The sequence below is a fragment of the Shewanella sp. UCD-KL12 genome, from assembly GCF_001957125.1.
Lineage (GTDB): Bacteria > Pseudomonadota > Gammaproteobacteria > Enterobacterales > Shewanellaceae > Shewanella.
This window is the reverse complement of the sequence record NZ_MPHJ01000001.1, coordinates 848,808-865,211: the sequence shown is the minus strand read 5'-3', so window position 1 is coordinate 865,211 and position 16,404 is coordinate 848,808. Positions and strand designations below refer to the sequence as shown.

The following is a 16,404-nucleotide window of genomic DNA, read 5'->3' as shown; positions in this document are numbered from 1 at the left end:
ATAGATGGCGTTTACCTAAGCGTTAGTTTTAAAGTGCTATAGGTGCTTAACCCTACGCTTCACCTCTTCTTGCTTACCATAATTAAATGGTCTTGCATCAGGGCTGCCTAAGTAACCGCACACACGACGAGTCACAGACACTCTGCTTGGCTCATGGTTACCACATTTAGGGCAAGTAAAACCTTTACTCGTACAGGAAAATTCTCCCGTATAACCACAGTCGTAACACTCATCGATTGGCGTATTTGTACCGTAATAAGGTACTCGGCTGTAGCTGTAATCCCACACATCTTCTAATGCTTCGATATTATTCTGCATATTAGGATACTCTCCATAACAGATAAAACCGCCATTAGTTAACGCTGGATATGGCTGTTCAAAATCGAGCTTATCATAAGGGTTAACTTGCTTTTCTACATCTAAGTGGAAGCTATTAGTGTAGTAACCTTTTTGAGTCACTCCCTCAACAACACCGTATACCTTAGTATCGAGTTTGCAAAAGCGGCTACACAGATTTTCACTTGGCGTGCTGTACAAACTGAATGCATAACCAGTATCTTCTTTCCACTTAACAGTAGCAGCCTTCATATGCTCAATGACTTCAATCGCTTTTTGACGCAGGGTCTCACAGTCATAGACATGCTTATCAGTGCCATACAAAGCGTTAATCGTTTCATGTAGTCCAATATAGCCAAGCGAGATAGATGCACGACCATTTTTAAAGATGGTTGAAATATCATCATCAGCTCGAAGGCGAACGCCACAGGCCCCTTCCATGTAGAGGATGGGTGCAACACGTGCTTTTACGCCTTCAAGACGCTCAATACGCGTATCGAGTGCTTTACGTGCAATGGCTAAACGCTCATCTAAGATACGATAAAACTCAGCTTCATCACCCTTAGCTTCTAATGCTACACGCGGCAAGTTCAGACTAACAACACCTAAGTTGTTACGCCCCTCATGCACAAGTTCGCCCTCTTCTTCATAAGTCCCTAGGAAACTGCGGCAACCCATTGGGGTTTTAAATGAGCCTGTTACCTTCTCAACCTGTTCATAGTTAAGAATATCTGGATACATACGTGTAGAAGCACACTTAAGCGCAAGTTTCTTGATATCGTAGTTACAATCGCCATCTTTGTGGTTAATACCATCACGAATAGCAAACACAAGCTTAGGAAATACCGCGGTCTTACGGTTCTTTCCAAGTCCTGCAATACGCACCTTCATCATAGATGATTGAATGAGGCGTGATTCCCATGAGGTACCTAAACCAAAACCAAAGGTGACAAACGGCGTTTGCCCATTGGCGGTATGTAGTGTATTCACTTCATATTCAAGTGACTGAAACGCATCGTGACACTCTTTTTCAGTTTGCGCCGTTGCAAATGATTTTGCATCAGTAATGCCCCAGTCCAGTGCTAACTGATATTGCTTGTCATAGCTTTTTGCCACAAATGGTGCCAATACTTCATCAATTCTGTTGATGGTTGTGCCGCCATAGATATGACTCGCTACTTGAGCAATGATCTGAGCGGTAACCGCTGTTGCTGTTGAGATAGACTTAGGCGTCTCAATCTCAGCGTTACCCATCTTAAACCCTTGGGTCAACATGCCACTTAAGTCGATAAGCATACAGTTAAACATAGGGAAAAAAGGCGCATAGTCGAGATCGTGATAATGAATCTCACCCGCTTCGTGTGCAGATACCACATCTTTTGGCAAAATATGGCGTGTAGCATAATGCTTAGCCACGATCCCCGCTAAGAGGTCACGTTGAGTAGGTATAACCTTAGAGTCTTTATTGGCATTTTCATTGAGCAGAGCAGCGTTACTTTGCTCAACAAGCCCGCGAATTTCACGGTTTAAACGACTGGTTGATTCACGGTGTAGATCTCTATCATGACGATACTCAATATACACCCGAGCAAGAGACTTATAAGGCCCCTCCATTAACTGGTTTTCTACGGTATCTTGTAAGTCATGAATATCAATTTCTTCACGATCTGAAACGAGCGTGGCGATAGCTTCTGCGACACTAGCTGCATAGCTTTGATCATCAATACCTGCCGAGTTTGCTGCTGCTGCAACAGCATCTCTAATCCTTGTTTCGTCAAAAGGCGTGCGGTAACCATCCCGCTTAATAACCACTGGCATTGTATAATATCTCCTCAAGTGACGCTGAATTTAACACCATATATAGTGTTAACATATCTGATCAGCACAATATGTTGCGTATTAAGCTACAAAGTCAGATTGAGAACATTGATCGAGATCATGATTTTTAGAATGGATTTTAACTAGTGAAAATTCCTGCAGTGCAGGCCACTTATCGACAAAAGTGGCCTTGACGAGTGCCGTGAAGCAAGCTAGATAATGTATATATTTTGTAGAAGCTGTGGATAAACTTTGAGGGCCTACGGGACCCAATACCTGCTAGTACTTGCCCAGACTCAGATAACTATTTACCATGCCTGTCGATTGTTGATTTTCCCCCATTGAAGAGGCCAATTGCATAACAGATTTGAGGCCTTGCCACTGCTCTCTATCCGCTGGTGATATCTCTGAATCACTCTTAAGATAAACATTGAGTTGAGCTGAAACCCGTGTCGCCATCTGGCTCACCTCTTTGCTTTGGGCATTGTCCATTTGATTAAGCACACTTTCAGCATCATTAAGTAGGCTAACTAGCACGCCTGACATTCCTTGTGCCTCGCCATCAGCAGTCAATTCGCTACGTTTATCTTCGATGAATTTCTTAAAGTCATCTTGCTTCCCCTGAGATTGGGGCAGTTCAAAGCCTCCATCTGAAAGGCGATTGAGTTGAGAATCAGATAAAATGCCATCTTGATGCAGTCGCTGAATTAACTTAGGGAGATCAGCCGTAGAGAAGTTACCTTTGACAAAAAAATCTTTTGCCATAGCCTCTATTTTTTGCGCGCGTTCAGCGCGAGGAGAAAGTGAAACTGACTCATCTTTGATCCCATCTCGATTAAGTCCTGTTGCTGCATCCTTGGCTTGACTCAGTGTCACCTTATCACTACTGGCGCCCGCCTCAGTCTGCTGGCTTCCCACGCCATAGCTATCAACTAAACTGGCACCTTTTCCTGCAGAAGTCCCCGTTTGCGGGGTTCCTAAAGCATTAGCACCAGAGTTAACTTGACTAGCGAGATTAGTGATTGGATTCATTGTCAAAATACCGACATTTCTAAAAGATATACAGGTGACAAGCAGGAAGTGTGCCGATATTAGGTGGGGTGACGTTTTATTGAAGCTTAGAGAAAAGTAACGTTAAAGATAGCGATACACTTGAAAGAACTCTACTGCTCTCCCAAGTGTATTTGATTGGTTTAATAACCGCCTAAAATGGCTTCGATTTGATGTCTAGATTGCTTTACGGCTAACTCGCCCGCTTTAATCGCCTCTTCTGCTCGGTGAAACTCCATGGTGCCAATATCCCCAAGATCGGGGACGAGACAGATATCAGGGGGATCGCCCATCAACCTTGCACGCTTATGACGCTGCTCTAAGATATCCATCGACTGTGACATCACAGCTAACATGCCTGGATTAGACTCCTTACCTAAAGAGAACTTGTCACTGAGGTGACTCACATAATCTCGTCCTCTGGCAAGTAGATCCATAAAGCCTGTGTCTTGGTGCTCCTGTGCTTTCTCACTCTCCTCTGCCGACGGCTTGCTACAGGTCATATCGACGGGCAATACCTGCATACGACCTCGGCGTTGCCCATTCAGATCAACCGCAATCACTAAGTCGACCTCCATCGCGCGGCTCACAGACACTGGAACAGGATTAACCACAGCACCATCAACAAGCCAACGTTCGCCCACCTTCACAGGTGGCAATATGCCAGGCATAGAGCAAGATGCACGGATAGCATGGCGAAGGTCTCCCTCCTTAAACCAGATCTCTTGGCCTGAATATAGATCGGTTGCAACGGCGATCAGTGGCTTTTTCAGCTGCTCTATCTGTAGATCGCCAATATGGTTTTGAATAACATCAAATACCTTGTCACCACCTATTAAGCCGCCTTTTCGCCAACTTAGATCCATTAGGCCCAATACATCCCAGCTAGAGAAGCTCCTCACCCACCTTTCAAGATCGCCGAGCTGATCATTCGCATAAGCTGCACCAACAAGTGCGCCAATAGAACAACCAGACACTTTATCGGGGTAGATCCCCATCTCAGCAAGGCCGTTAAGCACACCGATATGCGCCCAACCTTTCGCCGCCCCGCTACCTAGCGCTAAACCAATTTGAGCCACATGAGTCCCCTTATAAATACAACCAACTCACCACGCTACACACTGAGCATGTCTCTAATAAAGAGTCACTGACAAGTTAGGCCTCTATTGCACCTGTTGCAATCATTGATGCTAAAGCAAGCTGAGCCAGTAACTTGCCTTATAAACACAGCTGACTCATCAAAAGCCTATTACTTTTGCTTAATATTGAGTGCAGGCAAGGTTAAATACACACGGCGATTATTCGCTCGATGCTCTTCTGAATCATTATCAACTTCAGGGTGAGCTTCGCCTAGTGCTTCAACAGTGATCTGAGAAGCATCGACACCCAACTCTTTCAAGTAGGTCGCTACAGATTGCGCACGCCTCATAGACAACTTCATGTTGTATTGCGAAGCGCCAACTGAGTCAGTGTAACCCTGAAGGGTAACGTGAGCATTCGGATAGTTCATTAATCTTTCAGCCACCTTAACTAAGGTATGAGTCTGCAAGAGGACTGTGCTATCAAAGTCAAAATGAACGACCTGAGTGATTTTAGGTAAAATTTGCGGCTTAGGCGGCATGATAACAGGCGTCGGCTCCACCTGCTTTACTGGCGCCTCTACCGCTTTTTTAGCCGGTGCTTGCCCAAACCGATAGCTTAGACCCAAGCTGGTAAAGTGAATATTGCTGCCACCTAATTGATCGCTGCCTACTGAATCAAAGTATTGGTACTCGATTCGCGCAACCCAAGAAGGCGTTAGCTTATATTCAAGGCCAACACCAACCATTGGCGCCCAGTCATCATCACTCTTGTATGAATACGGCCCTCTGTTATCGCCATCCCATTTAAGTGTGCCGGCTTTACCAAACAGATCTAGGTTTTCAGTTAAGGGCAAGTTGCCTTTTAAGGAAAACTCCCACCCCTTCATTGTCCCGGTATATTCATTGACCAGTCCACTTTCAGGATAGTTAGCAACGGCTTGACCAAAGTCATTATAGCCAGCTTCTATGCCCCAATTCCGATGAAATTGATACCCAACAAATCCACCCCAAGCACCGTCATTAGCATCACAGTCTATCGCCTGAGCTTCACAGGCGTTTTGATATTTAACCCAGCCGCCCTTGGCACCAAGGTAAAAGAAATTATCATCATTCTGGCTGAGCTCGGACGTATCATTTTGCTCAACCGATTCAGATTCAGCTGCCATAGCAAAGAGAGAAGAGCTGGCCAAAAAAGTTATCAATGAACATTTGAGTAAAGAGCGAACGCGCTTATGGAAATACATTATCTAATCCTTTATCTAATCCATTATCTTTCTCATCTCTTTATACAAAATTGTTCACGTACAAAGAAAGAGGGAATACTGCAGTGATTTTATGTGTAAGCCATGAAAATAACAAAGAAATTCTATTCACAAGCTAGAAAAATCACTATTTAACTTTCAATTAACTGACTGTCAGTCCACAACTCAAAGATAAGCCCACTATCTAATCAGAGAGTTATGCGGTTCTAATGACCAGATCGACATCGAGTTGCTGATGGTTATAGCTCAATCCCCCAAAGTCAGGTTATAATATGCAGTCGAATCAAATTTGGAGCACACCTTTGCAATTTACCGATTTTTCACTGGATAAACGTCTGTTAGATACTTTAGATCATATGGGCATAGAAACGCCTACAGAGATCCAACAACAGGCTATACCAGTCGGTTTGTCAGGAAAAGACCTGATGGCGTCATCAAAAACAGGCTCAGGCAAGACCTTAGCGTTTTTGTTGCCGGCAATGCAGAGAATCATCTCAACCAGAGCATTAAGTAAGCGAGACCCGAGAGTATTGATCTTGCTACCAACGCGAGAACTGGCCAACCAGGTATATAGCCAATTGCGTCTATTAGTTGCCAATACTCAATATAAAGCAATTAAGATATTGGGTGGTGAAAACTTCAATGACCAAGCTAAATCTTTGGCTCGTGACCCTCATTTTGTTGTCGCGACACCTGGGCGCTTAGCCGATCATCTCAAACAGCATCACTTGCACCTTAATGGTCTTGAGCTGCTTATTTTAGATGAAGCTGACCGTATGCTAGATCTAGGCTTTGCCGACCAATTGAAAGCCATTAACAATGCAGCTGATCATAAGCGTCGCCAAACCTTGATGTTTTCAGCGACTTTAGATCATGGCGAGATCAATGAGATTGCTGCTGAGCTACTCAACTCACCGGAGCATGTCGCCATTGGTGCAGGTAATATCGAAAACTTAGATATTACCCAACGAATTTACCTTGCTGACCATCTAGATCATAAAGAAGCCTTGCTTAGTCGCATCTTAGAAAGTGAGCCCCATAAACAGATCATCATCTTTACTGCAACACGTGAAGATACAGACCGTTTAGCAGCTAAGCTTTCACAAGCGGGATACAACACCGCTTCATTAAGCGGTAACCTTAATCAAAGTGCTCGTAACCAGATCATGGATCAGTTTAGTCGTGGCTTGCAAAAGATCTTAGTTACCACTGACGTCGCTTCTCGTGGCTTAGATCTGCTGAACGTCTCCTTGGTGATTAACTTCGACATGCCAAAATTTGCTGAAGAATATGTCCACCGAATTGGACGAACGGGTCGTGCTGGCGCAAAAGGTGATGCGATTTCATTGGTAGGGCCAAAAGACTGGGTTAGCTTTAAACAAGTTCAGCTGTTTCTTAAAAAGAAATTTGACCTTAGCACTATCGATGGATTAGCAGCTAAGTTCTCAGGTTTAAAAGATAAGCCAAAAACCAAGAAGAGAACAAAAAGCACTGCTAAGAAAGGTGTTGCAACTAAGGCCAAGAGCAAAGCTAAGGCTAAACCTAAGCAGTTAGATAAGCGTTTTATCACTGGTGTTGATGTCGGTGATGCGCCAATGCTAAGAAAACCAAAGTCTAAGCTTCAGGAAACACCTGAGTAAACAGAATAGTTCCACCGCCGCTAAAGCGATTAGCGGCTGTAATATCAATTTCCGGTTACTTGCTAGCGTTGACTAGCGTGACCAACAATTTTAAAGGGTTAACATGAAAGTTTGTGGTGTAGAGTTAAAAGGCGGTGAAGCGGTAATTAGCTTGTTGAGCTATGAAGGCGAAACATACAACGTGCCTGATTGCCGTCAACAGTCATTTATTATTTCGCACTCAGAGACAACTGAATCTATTCGTGACTTCCAATTCGCATTTAAGAAGCTAATGGAAGACTACTCAGTCGATAAAGTTGTCATTATCTCACGTGAGCAAAAAGGTAAGCTTGCCGGCAGTGCTACCAGCTTCAAAGCAGAAGCGGCAATTCAACTGCTTGATATGCCAGTTATCTTAATCTCTCCTGTTACGGTAAAGGAGCGCCTCAAGCGTAATCCGCCACAGGTTGATTTTGAGGGACTTGGTCTGAAGCGTTTCCAGCAACCAGCTTTCGAAGCAGCTTATGCATACCATAACCAGCATATCTTTAATGTTTGGGGCAGTGACAAGACTGATTCCGAATCAGATAGCTAACGCTGTAACACTCAATATGAAGAGGGCCTAGCGCCCTCTTTTTTATTATCTTCTATAAATGAGTCTAGGGTAAGCTAATGGAAAATCAGCTTAAATATCTCAATGGTTATCCCCCGGCCGTTCAGGAGCAAGTTTCAGCACTGCTAAAAAGCGGTAAGCTCAAAACCGTGTTGTTGAACCGTCATCCTAAAGTCCATGATATTCGAACCGACAAAGCGCTTTACGATTATACGATGAGCTTAAAAAATCGTTATCTGCGTAAATCTCAGCCCCTTGCCAAGATACAGTACGACGACAAAATATCGTTAACTCATCAAGCGCTCGGTTTGCACTCTTTTGTCTCTAGAGCTCAAGGTCGAAAGACAAAAGCCAAAAATGAGATAAGAATATCGTCTCGTTTGAAGCGGGTGCCAGAAGCCCTGCTACGCATGGTAGTCGTGCATGAACTGGCACATTTAAAAGAGAAAGATCACAACAAAGCATTTTACCAGCTGTGCTGTCATATGGAGGGCGACTATCACCAACTAGAGTTTGACCTCAGACTGTTACTGACCTTAGTAGATAGCGGTGTCGATATGCAGTGGTAACTGAGATAACAATTGAAAAAATAACTTGATTGATAATGATTGTTATTTATAATCAGGTTTTACTCTTTGAATTGGTCGCCTCGATGCATCCGGATACTGATCATACTTTAAGTAAGCAGCAGCTAAAGTATGCTTACAAATTAGCAAAAGCTAAAAAAAAGCTACAGCTAAATCAGCTGAAGATGATCACTGAACTGCCCAACCTAGCAAAGCTATCCAAACGCGTCAGTAAACAGGTTAAGTACCAAGGAAAAATTCAAAAGTATCAATTAAAGCTCGCCAGCTTTGAGCTTAACCAAACGTCAGATAACCAGCATCATCACGCTGGAAAAACAGCGACTACCTCAGCATTAAGTGACAGCAACGCACAACTCGCTATCCCTACGTCACTAAAATCTCCTCGGGAGAAGCTGATCGTTTCAGAGCTCCAACCTTTAAAGTCTCAACCTTGTAATGCATGTCCTGCACTTAAAGCGGGGCGATGTCAGTGCGCGATAAAGGCTAACCGTAGAGTTAGCCGGTTAAACTAATAGCAATTGGTATCAAGTCAAGAAGTATTCATTATCAAAAATACCTATTCGCTCTTAATTAAACCTCAACTCTTGCCTAGTCGGCTCCAAACTCAACAGTGCAGAACCTAAGTACCGCTCAAATATCAGCTTGCACTCTTCACTGTTTAAAAAGTCTGGTAGCTCATTATTAAACGCATCTCTGATCCCCGCATCATGAAAGGATGCACTTGCGGCGACGGCAGGGATCAGCCTATGTTCTGTAAAAATACTGACATCTCGATTTTTATCATTGAGCCGATAAAAGTAATAGAAAATATATTTATCGAGTACCGCAAAGTCATACCTAGCTTTGGCTAACAACTCAGGAATTGCAGCCATATCTGTTATCTCCATATATTGCTTGCCTTTGGCTAGCTTCACGAAGTCTGCACCAAAGTAACCCGGCGCACCTTGAAATGTGACCAGGCTATGACCTTGCAACTCAAGGATTGATGCTGGCGTCAGTTTTCTCGATTTCAAAGAAAACACCATAGGCTGATATTGAACTATTGGATCAGAGGTATAACTGCCCTCAATATCAGATTGCATAAAGGTAGGCGCAGTAACATCAACATGGCCCATCTTCAATTCACGTTGTGCTCGCTTGAGCCCCATAAATTGGTAATCTACGTCATAGCCAAGGCGCATAAGCACTGCTTCAACAATGTCTAAGTCGATACCATGGTGAATATCATCTATGGTATGGGGTGGCCCCTCACTAGAAGCAATAGTGAGTGTCTCAGCATTCGTTGATAATGAGAGTGAAAGCAGCAACCCCATCATTGCCTTCACTAAGTGATTTAATCTCATAGGCACAAACAACAAATCAAAGGTGAAAAAGTCATAGCAAAAACCATAAAATAAGCCATATAGTATGATTATAGGTGTTAACAGAAAACCTTAGCATTTTTCAGCACTGAACGCTCTCATCAGCTTATCTAACTGAGCTTTAGCCTGGCCTATATCATCATAGACTAATCCCTCTGCTTGGCATTCATTGTGCTCAATCACAACCCACTGCGTACCGCCGACGTTAATATTGGCGCTCAGTAATTTTAACCAACAGTCAGAGTCTTCATCTAGCAATGATAAAAGCCCACTGGCCGACACGCTTTGGCTCATTTTTGCTTTATAGTGGGTTGACCACGTACGGCCAGGATAGCGCTCAACATACTCGAGAGGATTTTTACCTGCATAAGCTAACCAGCCCACATCCATCTGCATGACAAAATCATGGGGAGTCGATAGAGCTATCACATCCCAAAATGTGGTTTGCTGAAATTGGTCAAATTCATGTTGGTGATTATGAAAACCTAACTGAAAACCACAAACAACAAGGCGAGAGTGTAATTGATTTAACTCGGCAATCAGCTCGTACAAGTTTGCATCGCTCCAAGCCCGCTCATCCCATGCAACAATCAATAGCTTTATGCCGAGCGCTCGATAGAAGTTCAGCTGTTGTTCTATGCAGTTATCGGTGAATTGACTCAGCTGAATATGGGCGCCACAAGGCTCAAGCCCTAAGGAGTCGAGTAAGCATTTTAGCCCCTTAGGATCATCAGTAAACTGACCAAACTCACCCGCAAACTCAACCCCAGCAAACCCCATTTGACTCAGTAAGGTTAATGTTTGTACTACATCTTCTCTCAGCTCATTTTTAACAGAGCAAAGCTGGATGCCTACCTTAGGTAATACACTCAAACTATCTCCTTAGAGCCTCTGCGCTTTAGATTTCAAGCACTTGATATAAAAAATTATTGTTAGTGGCCATTCATGGAATAATAAAAACCACAAACAAATGTAAGCGCTACCACTGACAAGTTCAACAATTCGCGTTAGTATAAAATTTACGCCATACCCGCTAAAAATAATAATTAAAGTTTGGGAAATGATATGAAAACAGTGCTGTTTAATACTCACGATATCGTGCTTATTATCACTATTTATCAGTGTGTGTTATTTGCTTTTTTCCTGCTGAGTTTTAAAAAAGGCAATAAACACAACAATGTTTTGCTGGCTCTTTTTCTGCTGTCATATGCAGCGATTCCTCTCGACACCTTAATCAATTATGGCGAGGCATTTAGGGGATATATTATCAATGTATCTCCCAATATGTTTAAGGTGTTCGGCTATGCTTATTGGCTCGAAGCTGTACTGTTACTGTTTTATGTTCGCTCCTTAATTTACAAAGAGTTTGTTTTTAAAAAGTATGATTTTTTACTTTTTGCCCCTTTGCTTATTTATATAACCTACGAGATTAACACTTGGTACCTGCTAGATAGCGCCACAAAAGTCGCCAGCCTTAACAATTTCCATCCAGCTGACGAGCCCATGCAATCGCGTTTTATAGGCCTGTTTAGGGAGTGCTTTAGGTTATTCTGTGGAATACTGTGCTTAATAGAGCTGCAACGCTATCAAAAGAAAATCAAAGACTGTTTTGCCGATATCGAAACCGTTTCACTTACTTGGCTTAAAATATTAGTGATTGGATTTCTCTTTATTCGCACCGATGCAATATTCGTTTCACTTGCCATGTTCTCTTCTTTCGAGTTCGACCTTATCATCAATTATGAAGTATTAGGGCTTATCTCAAACTACACAGTTCTGCTGCTGATCAGTGTGCTTATCTTCTTCAGCCTTAGGCATTCAAGCGTCTTTAAGGGAATTGAGCACCCCAGAGAGCAAGCGAGTACAAAAGTTGAAAAAGCCCCTTTAGATCATGAGATTATCGACAAAATATTGGCCTTTATGAAAACTCAAAAGCCCTACCTAAATCACCTATTGACGCTAGAGAACCTAGCAAACCAATTAGGAATTCCACCGCGCTATTTGTCACAAGTGATTAATCGAGATTTTGAAAAAAACTTCTTTGAATTCATCAATAGCTACCGTGTCGAAGAGAGTAAACAACTGCTAGAGATGAGCGAAAATAGCAAAGAAACGATGTTAAAAATTATGGAGCAATCAGGGTTTAACTCTAAAGCAACCTTCAACACCTTCTTTAAAAAAACGCTGGGGCTGACGCCAACCCAGTATCGCAAAGAGTACCTAAAAGCACAGCAAGAGGCCGCTTAGCCGCCCCTTGTTCTGCTTCTATTCAATTTAATAAAACAGCTAGCCTTATTGCTAAAACTAGCAGCCCAAAAGGCTTTTAACGGTAGGTAAAGGTGGCTGTTTGGCGAATATCAGCAACCGATGAACCTATCATAACTTCAAACTGCCCTGGCTCGGCTAGCCAGTCATTGGTGTTAACATCCCAAAAAGACAGGTCGCGCTTATTCAGGCTAATAGATACAAGCTGACTCTCTCCAGCTTTAAGCCACACCTTTCTAAAGCCTTTAAGCTCTTTGTTCGGTCTTGGCACACTAGCGTCAATATCATGAAGATAAAGCTGTATCACCTCACTGCCATCAACCTTTCCTGTATTGGTTACCTTAACTGTGACCGTTTGGCTATCACCTCCCTTAAGGGTATCGGCAGAGAGCTTGATATCACTGTACTCAAATTGGGTGTATGAGAGGCCATGACCAAAGGGAAACAGAGGTTTTATTCCTTGCTGTTCAAACCAGCGGTAGCCGATAAACACACCCTCTTTATAAAGCGATTCAACAGCGTTGTAATCATTCAACGCGATGGCAGCGGTATCTTCAAGTTTTACCGGCAAGGTGATGGGCATCTTACCGCTTGGATTGACATCACCAAACAGGATATCAGCATAAGCATTACCTGCCTCCATACCGCCATACCAACCCCACACAATCGCCTTTGCCTGTTGCTCCCAAGGCATCTCAATCGCAGAACCACCATTTAAGAAGACAACGGTATTAGGATTGGCACCGATAAGCTTAGCGATAACTTCATCTTGCCCCCCTGGCAGCTTCATATCGGCTCTGTCTATCGCTTCTCTATCATCGGCGTGAGATAAACCGCCAAAGTAGATCACGACTTCAGCAGACTTAGCTGCAGCTATGTAGTCACTTTCAGATGTAAATAAGGTACCAGGCGCATCCCAGCCCAGCACGACACTTCCTGCGCCACTGTAATTAAGTTCAAAGTGATAGGTCTGCCCTGCGTTTAACTGTATGCTCTGCTCAATCAGTTCAAGCTCATCTGAAGCTTGCTTTCCTGGCCTATGAGCTTGTTTCACCTGTGTACTGGCAGTGAGTACCTGCTTACCATCTATCAATAAGCTCGCATCTCCGTCGAGTGCCAACTTGAGTTTATGGCTACCTGAGGCCAGTGGCTTTATCGAGGTTTTTAGCTGAACATACTCAGCCTTACCCGGCTCACTGACTTGATAAGCTGAGCTTGCTATCCAATCATCAGCGCGTAATATTGTGCTGTGCTGCGCATCAGCAAAACGTGTCAGCTCCCACTGAGGCGTCCCGGTCCAGTGTCTGGCAGACATATAATCAGTGGCAATAGGTGATACTGCGGCGCTGTTTTGTGCCCGCATCACCTTGATATTCACACTGTCTCCAAGGAGGTTTTTAAGCCCTTGCAAGGGCGATATTTCATAAAGCGCCTTAACCTCTGATGAACCGCCGCCTTGGCTATGTAATCGCTCGGCATTTGGCCCAAGTACCAATATATTTTTTACTTCACTAGCCGCTAAGGGCAGGACGTCATCGTCATTTTTTAGCAGCACAACGCCATTAGCAATGATCACCCGCGCCGCTTGATGATGCTCACTAATATTTCGCTGACCAGACAGACGATGTTTATCCATCATGCCAATCGTTAGTTGTACCCGTAAAATTCGTCTAACCTTATCATCGAGCACTTCAACGGGCACTTTACCTGATTTGATCATCTCAAGCAGCGGCTGGGCTAGGAAGTAATCATCATAGGTTTCAACATCTGTTCCCATCTCAATATCTAAGCCATTCATTGCGGCATCACAGGTATTAATGTCCACATTCCAATCGGTCAACAATACTCCTTTATAACCCCACTCCCCCTTGAGAATATCCATCACTAAATGCTTACTCTGGTTAGCATTCGTGCCGTAATAACGGTTATAGGCCCCCATAATGGTTTGGGTGTTACCCTCTTTGACTGCGGCCTCAAAAGCGGGAAGGTATACTTCACGTAGGGTGCGCTCATCGGGTTTGGCATCAACACCGATACGATTGAGCTCTTGAGTATTGAGGGCGTAGTGCTTAACAGATGCGGCGACATCGTTAGCTTGAATCGCTTTAACTTGGGGCACCACCAGCTTTGCAGCCAGAAAAGGATCTTCTCCTAGGTATTCAAAATTGCGCCCATAAAGCGGCAAGCGAGCTAAATTAACCCCAGGGCCTAAAATCACATCTTTACGGCGATGACGCGCCTCACTGCCAAGCACATTGCCATGAAGCGTTGCCATATCCAGATCCCAGCTGGCAGCCACAGCAGTGAGCGGCGGCAGATAGGTTGAGTAGTCATCATTCCAGTTGGCAGAGTTCCAACTATAACGCTCAATCTCATGACGTACCCCGTGTGGACCGTCAGACATCCACATCTCATGGATCCCTAAACGCTCAATAGAGGCGATGGAAAATTTACCATTAGCATGAGTTAAGGAGATCTTTTCTTCTAAAGTGAGCTGAGCAAGCAGCGCCTCCACGCGCGACTCCACAGTCGACAACCTGTCGTTTAGGCGTTCATCAGATTGAGGAACGGGTTTTACGTCGAGAGACAGATCCTGCTGTTGAGGAGTGCCGATATTATTGCAAGCAGTAAGCGCTAATGCTGACAACGTTATAGGGAACACTATGCGGGGTAACTTCATCAAGCTGCCTTATCGTTATAATTAGTATCTTCCTCACAAACTAGCAAGCCGTTACCAGAGACTCGACCAATCAGAGGTAATTGGGCAAACTTGAACGTTCAACTTTCTGCAGCGAGAAACTTGAACATTCAACAGTTTGTTATTAAACAATAATTTCAGTACTAGAAGAATCTAATGAAGGGTAAATAAGTACTTCAGGAAAAAAAATATCAGCCTATGGCTGATATTTTTAATTGATGGACTCAATGATTAACGATAAAAACTTACGCCTGCCCCATCATCATCTTGCGCACTTTAACGAGTTGCTCAAATTCACCCATCTGCTTTTTATTCAGCTTACTCGCCATAGGGATATTGGCTTTCATAGGATCTACTGGGCGTCCATTGATATGAAATTCATAATGCAGATGCGGTCCTGTAATACGACCCGTATTACCTGAAAGTGCGATAACTTGACCACGAGATACTCGCTGGCCTTTATGTACGAGTGGCTTAGATAGATGTAGGTAGCGCGTGCGGTAGTTATTACCATGCTCAATCACCACATATTTACCCGCAAATCTATGCTCGGTCACCAGAGATACGATACCATCACCAGGTGCCACAATTTTAGTGCCTATTGGCGTGGCAAAGTCAGTACCGTTATGGGGAGATGTTCGCCCCGTCACAGGGTGATGACGATGAGGGTTAAAGCGTGAGCTTATACGATAATTTTTCTGTAGTGGGACACGTTGAAACGCTCGCGAAAGGCTACGACCTTGATCGTCATAAAAGTTACCATCACTATTTTGAAAGGCGGTAATATCGCTGCGCCCTCGGTGAATTGTAAGTCCTAAAATATCGCTTGTACCTGTCGCACTACCATCGATATATTGATTATTCATCAGTACCGAAAAGCGATCGCCAGCGCGAAGGTCGCGAGCAAAATTTAGCTTCTCTTTAAGCAGTGACTCGATACGCTGTATCTCACCAGCATTTAACCCAGCTCGCTTTGCAGAAAGGTAAAAAGAACCTTGGATCTCTCCACTTAAGGTATTATTACGCCAGATCCCTTCAACATTGATCTCATCAACATTAAAGCTACCGTCATCAAATCGTGTGAAGACCACTTGGCGCGCCGCAGAGAAATATAGCTCTAATTTTTCCAGATCGCCTTTATCATCAAGCCAAAACTTAATTTCATTTCCTGGCTTTAAGGTATCTAATGCCAGTACATTTAAATCAGCTTCAAGCACTCGATACATGGTTTGTTGATCGACACCAGCCTGCACAAACAAGCCACTTAAAGTATCCCCTGTTGAGATTGGCTTATTAAAGTCAGGTCGAGTGTTAATAACCTCTACCGGCGTTGCTGGCGTAAGTTGAGCAACGATGGTCTCAATATCAAGATCAATTGGAATACGCTGCGGCATAAACTCTTTATCGGTCGGCCACAAAATGGCAGCACCAATCAGCAGTCCAGCGCCTAATATGACTTTTCTATGTAAATTAGATTCTTGAGAAGCAAAGAATGCCTGAACATTCAGGGTCGATGACTTTAAAGAGGAGAATCTAGAAAAGGAAAACCTAGAACTTAAAAATTTAAAAAATGAAGATTTACTCGTTTGCACTTGAGCCCCATATAACATCTTAGTCTTATGAAAACCGGAGCTATCCTGTCAATAAAGTGTCACCAACTCTAATACTTAAGTGCGAAATGAATAACATTTCACTCGTAATACCAGGCTGTGA

At 43.6% G+C, this 16,404-nt stretch carries 13 protein-coding genes; 5 read left to right on the top strand and 8 right to left on the bottom strand.

Features of this window, described 5'->3' with window-relative positions; all coding sequences use genetic code 11:
* Positions 1-36: 36 nt before the first annotated feature.
* From nrdD to BM736_RS03665, 4 genes are all read right to left on the bottom strand, one after another.
* A complete protein-coding gene (gene nrdD, locus BM736_RS03680) occupies positions 37-2,154 on the bottom strand; it encodes an anaerobic ribonucleoside-triphosphate reductase (RefSeq protein ID WP_076408753.1) in 2,118 nt (705 codons plus the stop codon).
* A gap of 279 nt (positions 2,155-2,433) precedes the next feature.
* Positions 2,434-3,186: a hypothetical protein gene (locus BM736_RS03675; protein WP_076408751.1), complete on the bottom strand. Its 753-nt coding sequence runs from the start codon at positions 3,184-3,186 to the stop codon at positions 2,434-2,436.
* Between the two features lie 161 nt (positions 3,187-3,347).
* Positions 3,348-4,283 carry a patatin-like phospholipase RssA gene (gene rssA / locus BM736_RS03670; protein ID WP_143562312.1) on the bottom strand — a complete coding sequence of 312 codons (936 nt, stop codon included), beginning with the start codon at positions 4,281-4,283 and terminating at the stop codon, positions 3,348-3,350.
* Between the two features lie 170 nt (positions 4,284-4,453).
* Positions 4,454-5,530: an OmpA family protein gene (locus tag BM736_RS03665; RefSeq protein WP_076408745.1), complete on the bottom strand. Its 1,077-nt coding sequence runs from the start codon at positions 5,528-5,530 to the stop codon at positions 4,454-4,456.
* 320 nt (positions 5,531-5,850) lie between these two features.
* On the opposite strand from BM736_RS03665, the gene BM736_RS03660 reads away from it, so the two are divergent.
* From BM736_RS03660 to BM736_RS03645, 4 genes are all read left to right on the top strand, one after another.
* Positions 5,851-7,188, top strand: coding sequence for a DEAD/DEAH box helicase (locus tag BM736_RS03660; RefSeq protein WP_076408742.1), 1,338 nt, complete (start codon positions 5,851-5,853; stop codon positions 7,186-7,188).
* Between the two features lie 103 nt (positions 7,189-7,291).
* Positions 7,292-7,762, top strand: a complete 471-nt coding sequence (locus BM736_RS03655; protein ID WP_076408739.1) for a DUF3010 family protein — start codon at positions 7,292-7,294, stop codon at positions 7,760-7,762.
* Positions 7,763-7,839: 77 nt separating this feature from the next.
* Positions 7,840-8,349 (top strand): M48 family metallopeptidase, encoded by a 510-nt coding sequence (locus tag BM736_RS03650; protein ID WP_076408735.1) that lies wholly within the window; start codon positions 7,840-7,842, stop codon positions 8,347-8,349.
* Positions 8,350-8,384: 35 nt separating this feature from the next.
* Positions 8,385-8,879 carry a hypothetical protein gene (locus tag BM736_RS03645; protein WP_076408732.1) on the top strand — a complete coding sequence of 165 codons (495 nt, stop codon included), beginning with the start codon at positions 8,385-8,387 and terminating at the stop codon, positions 8,877-8,879.
* 54 nt (positions 8,880-8,933) lie between these two features.
* Here the strand turns inward: BM736_RS03645 and BM736_RS03640 are convergent, their stop codons facing one another.
* Together BM736_RS03640 and BM736_RS03635 are read right to left on the bottom strand one after the other, a co-directional pair.
* Complete coding sequence (locus tag BM736_RS03640; RefSeq protein ID WP_256717694.1) at positions 8,934-9,710, bottom strand: ABC transporter substrate-binding protein; 777 nt, start codon at positions 9,708-9,710, stop codon at positions 8,934-8,936.
* A gap of 90 nt (positions 9,711-9,800) precedes the next feature.
* Positions 9,801-10,601: a sugar phosphate isomerase/epimerase gene (locus BM736_RS03635; protein ID WP_083699820.1), complete on the bottom strand. Its 801-nt coding sequence runs from the start codon at positions 10,599-10,601 to the stop codon at positions 9,801-9,803.
* 192 nt (positions 10,602-10,793) lie between these two features.
* On the opposite strand from BM736_RS03635, the gene BM736_RS03630 reads away from it, so the two are divergent.
* Positions 10,794-11,975 carry an AraC family transcriptional regulator gene (locus BM736_RS03630; protein WP_076408726.1) on the top strand — a complete coding sequence of 394 codons (1,182 nt, stop codon included), beginning with the start codon at positions 10,794-10,796 and terminating at the stop codon, positions 11,973-11,975.
* Between the two features lie 76 nt (positions 11,976-12,051).
* Here BM736_RS03630 and BM736_RS03625 read toward each other — a convergent pair whose 3' ends face one another.
* Together BM736_RS03625 and BM736_RS03620 are read right to left on the bottom strand one after the other, a co-directional pair.
* Complete coding sequence (locus BM736_RS03625) at positions 12,052-14,673, bottom strand: glycoside hydrolase family 3 C-terminal domain-containing protein (protein ID WP_083699818.1); 2,622 nt, start codon at positions 14,671-14,673, stop codon at positions 12,052-12,054.
* 263 nt (positions 14,674-14,936) lie between these two features.
* Positions 14,937-16,199 carry a peptidoglycan DD-metalloendopeptidase family protein gene (locus BM736_RS03620; protein ID WP_076409890.1) on the bottom strand — a complete coding sequence of 421 codons (1,263 nt, stop codon included), beginning with the start codon at positions 16,197-16,199 and terminating at the stop codon, positions 14,937-14,939.
* Between the last annotated feature and the right edge of the window lie 205 nt (positions 16,200-16,404).

Excerpts from the sequence above, each read along its gene's own strand:
- BM736_RS03665 (WP_076408745.1), bottom strand. The coding sequence starts at position 5,530 with ATGTATTTCCATAAGCGCGTTCGCTCTTTACTCAAATGTTCATTGATA.
- BM736_RS03675 (WP_076408751.1), bottom strand. The coding sequence starts at position 3,186 with ATGAATCCAATCACTAATCTCGCTAGTCAAGTTAACTCTGGTGCTAAT.
- BM736_RS03640 (WP_256717694.1), bottom strand. The coding sequence starts at position 9,710 with ATGAGATTAAATCACTTAGTGAAGGCAATGATGGGGTTGCTGCTTTCA.
- BM736_RS03630 (WP_076408726.1), top strand. The coding sequence starts at position 10,794 with ATGAAAACAGTGCTGTTTAATACTCACGATATCGTGCTTATTATCACT.
- BM736_RS03645 (WP_076408732.1), top strand. The coding sequence starts at position 8,385 with ATGATTGTTATTTATAATCAGGTTTTACTCTTTGAATTGGTCGCCTCG.
- BM736_RS03650 (WP_076408735.1), top strand. The coding sequence starts at position 7,840 with ATGGAAAATCAGCTTAAATATCTCAATGGTTATCCCCCGGCCGTTCAG.
- BM736_RS03625 (WP_083699818.1), bottom strand. The coding sequence starts at position 14,673 with ATGAAGTTACCCCGCATAGTGTTCCCTATAACGTTGTCAGCATTAGCG.
- nrdD (WP_076408753.1), bottom strand. The coding sequence starts at position 2,154 with ATGCCAGTGGTTATTAAGCGGGATGGTTACCGCACGCCTTTTGACGAA.
- BM736_RS03655 (WP_076408739.1), top strand. The coding sequence starts at position 7,292 with ATGAAAGTTTGTGGTGTAGAGTTAAAAGGCGGTGAAGCGGTAATTAGC.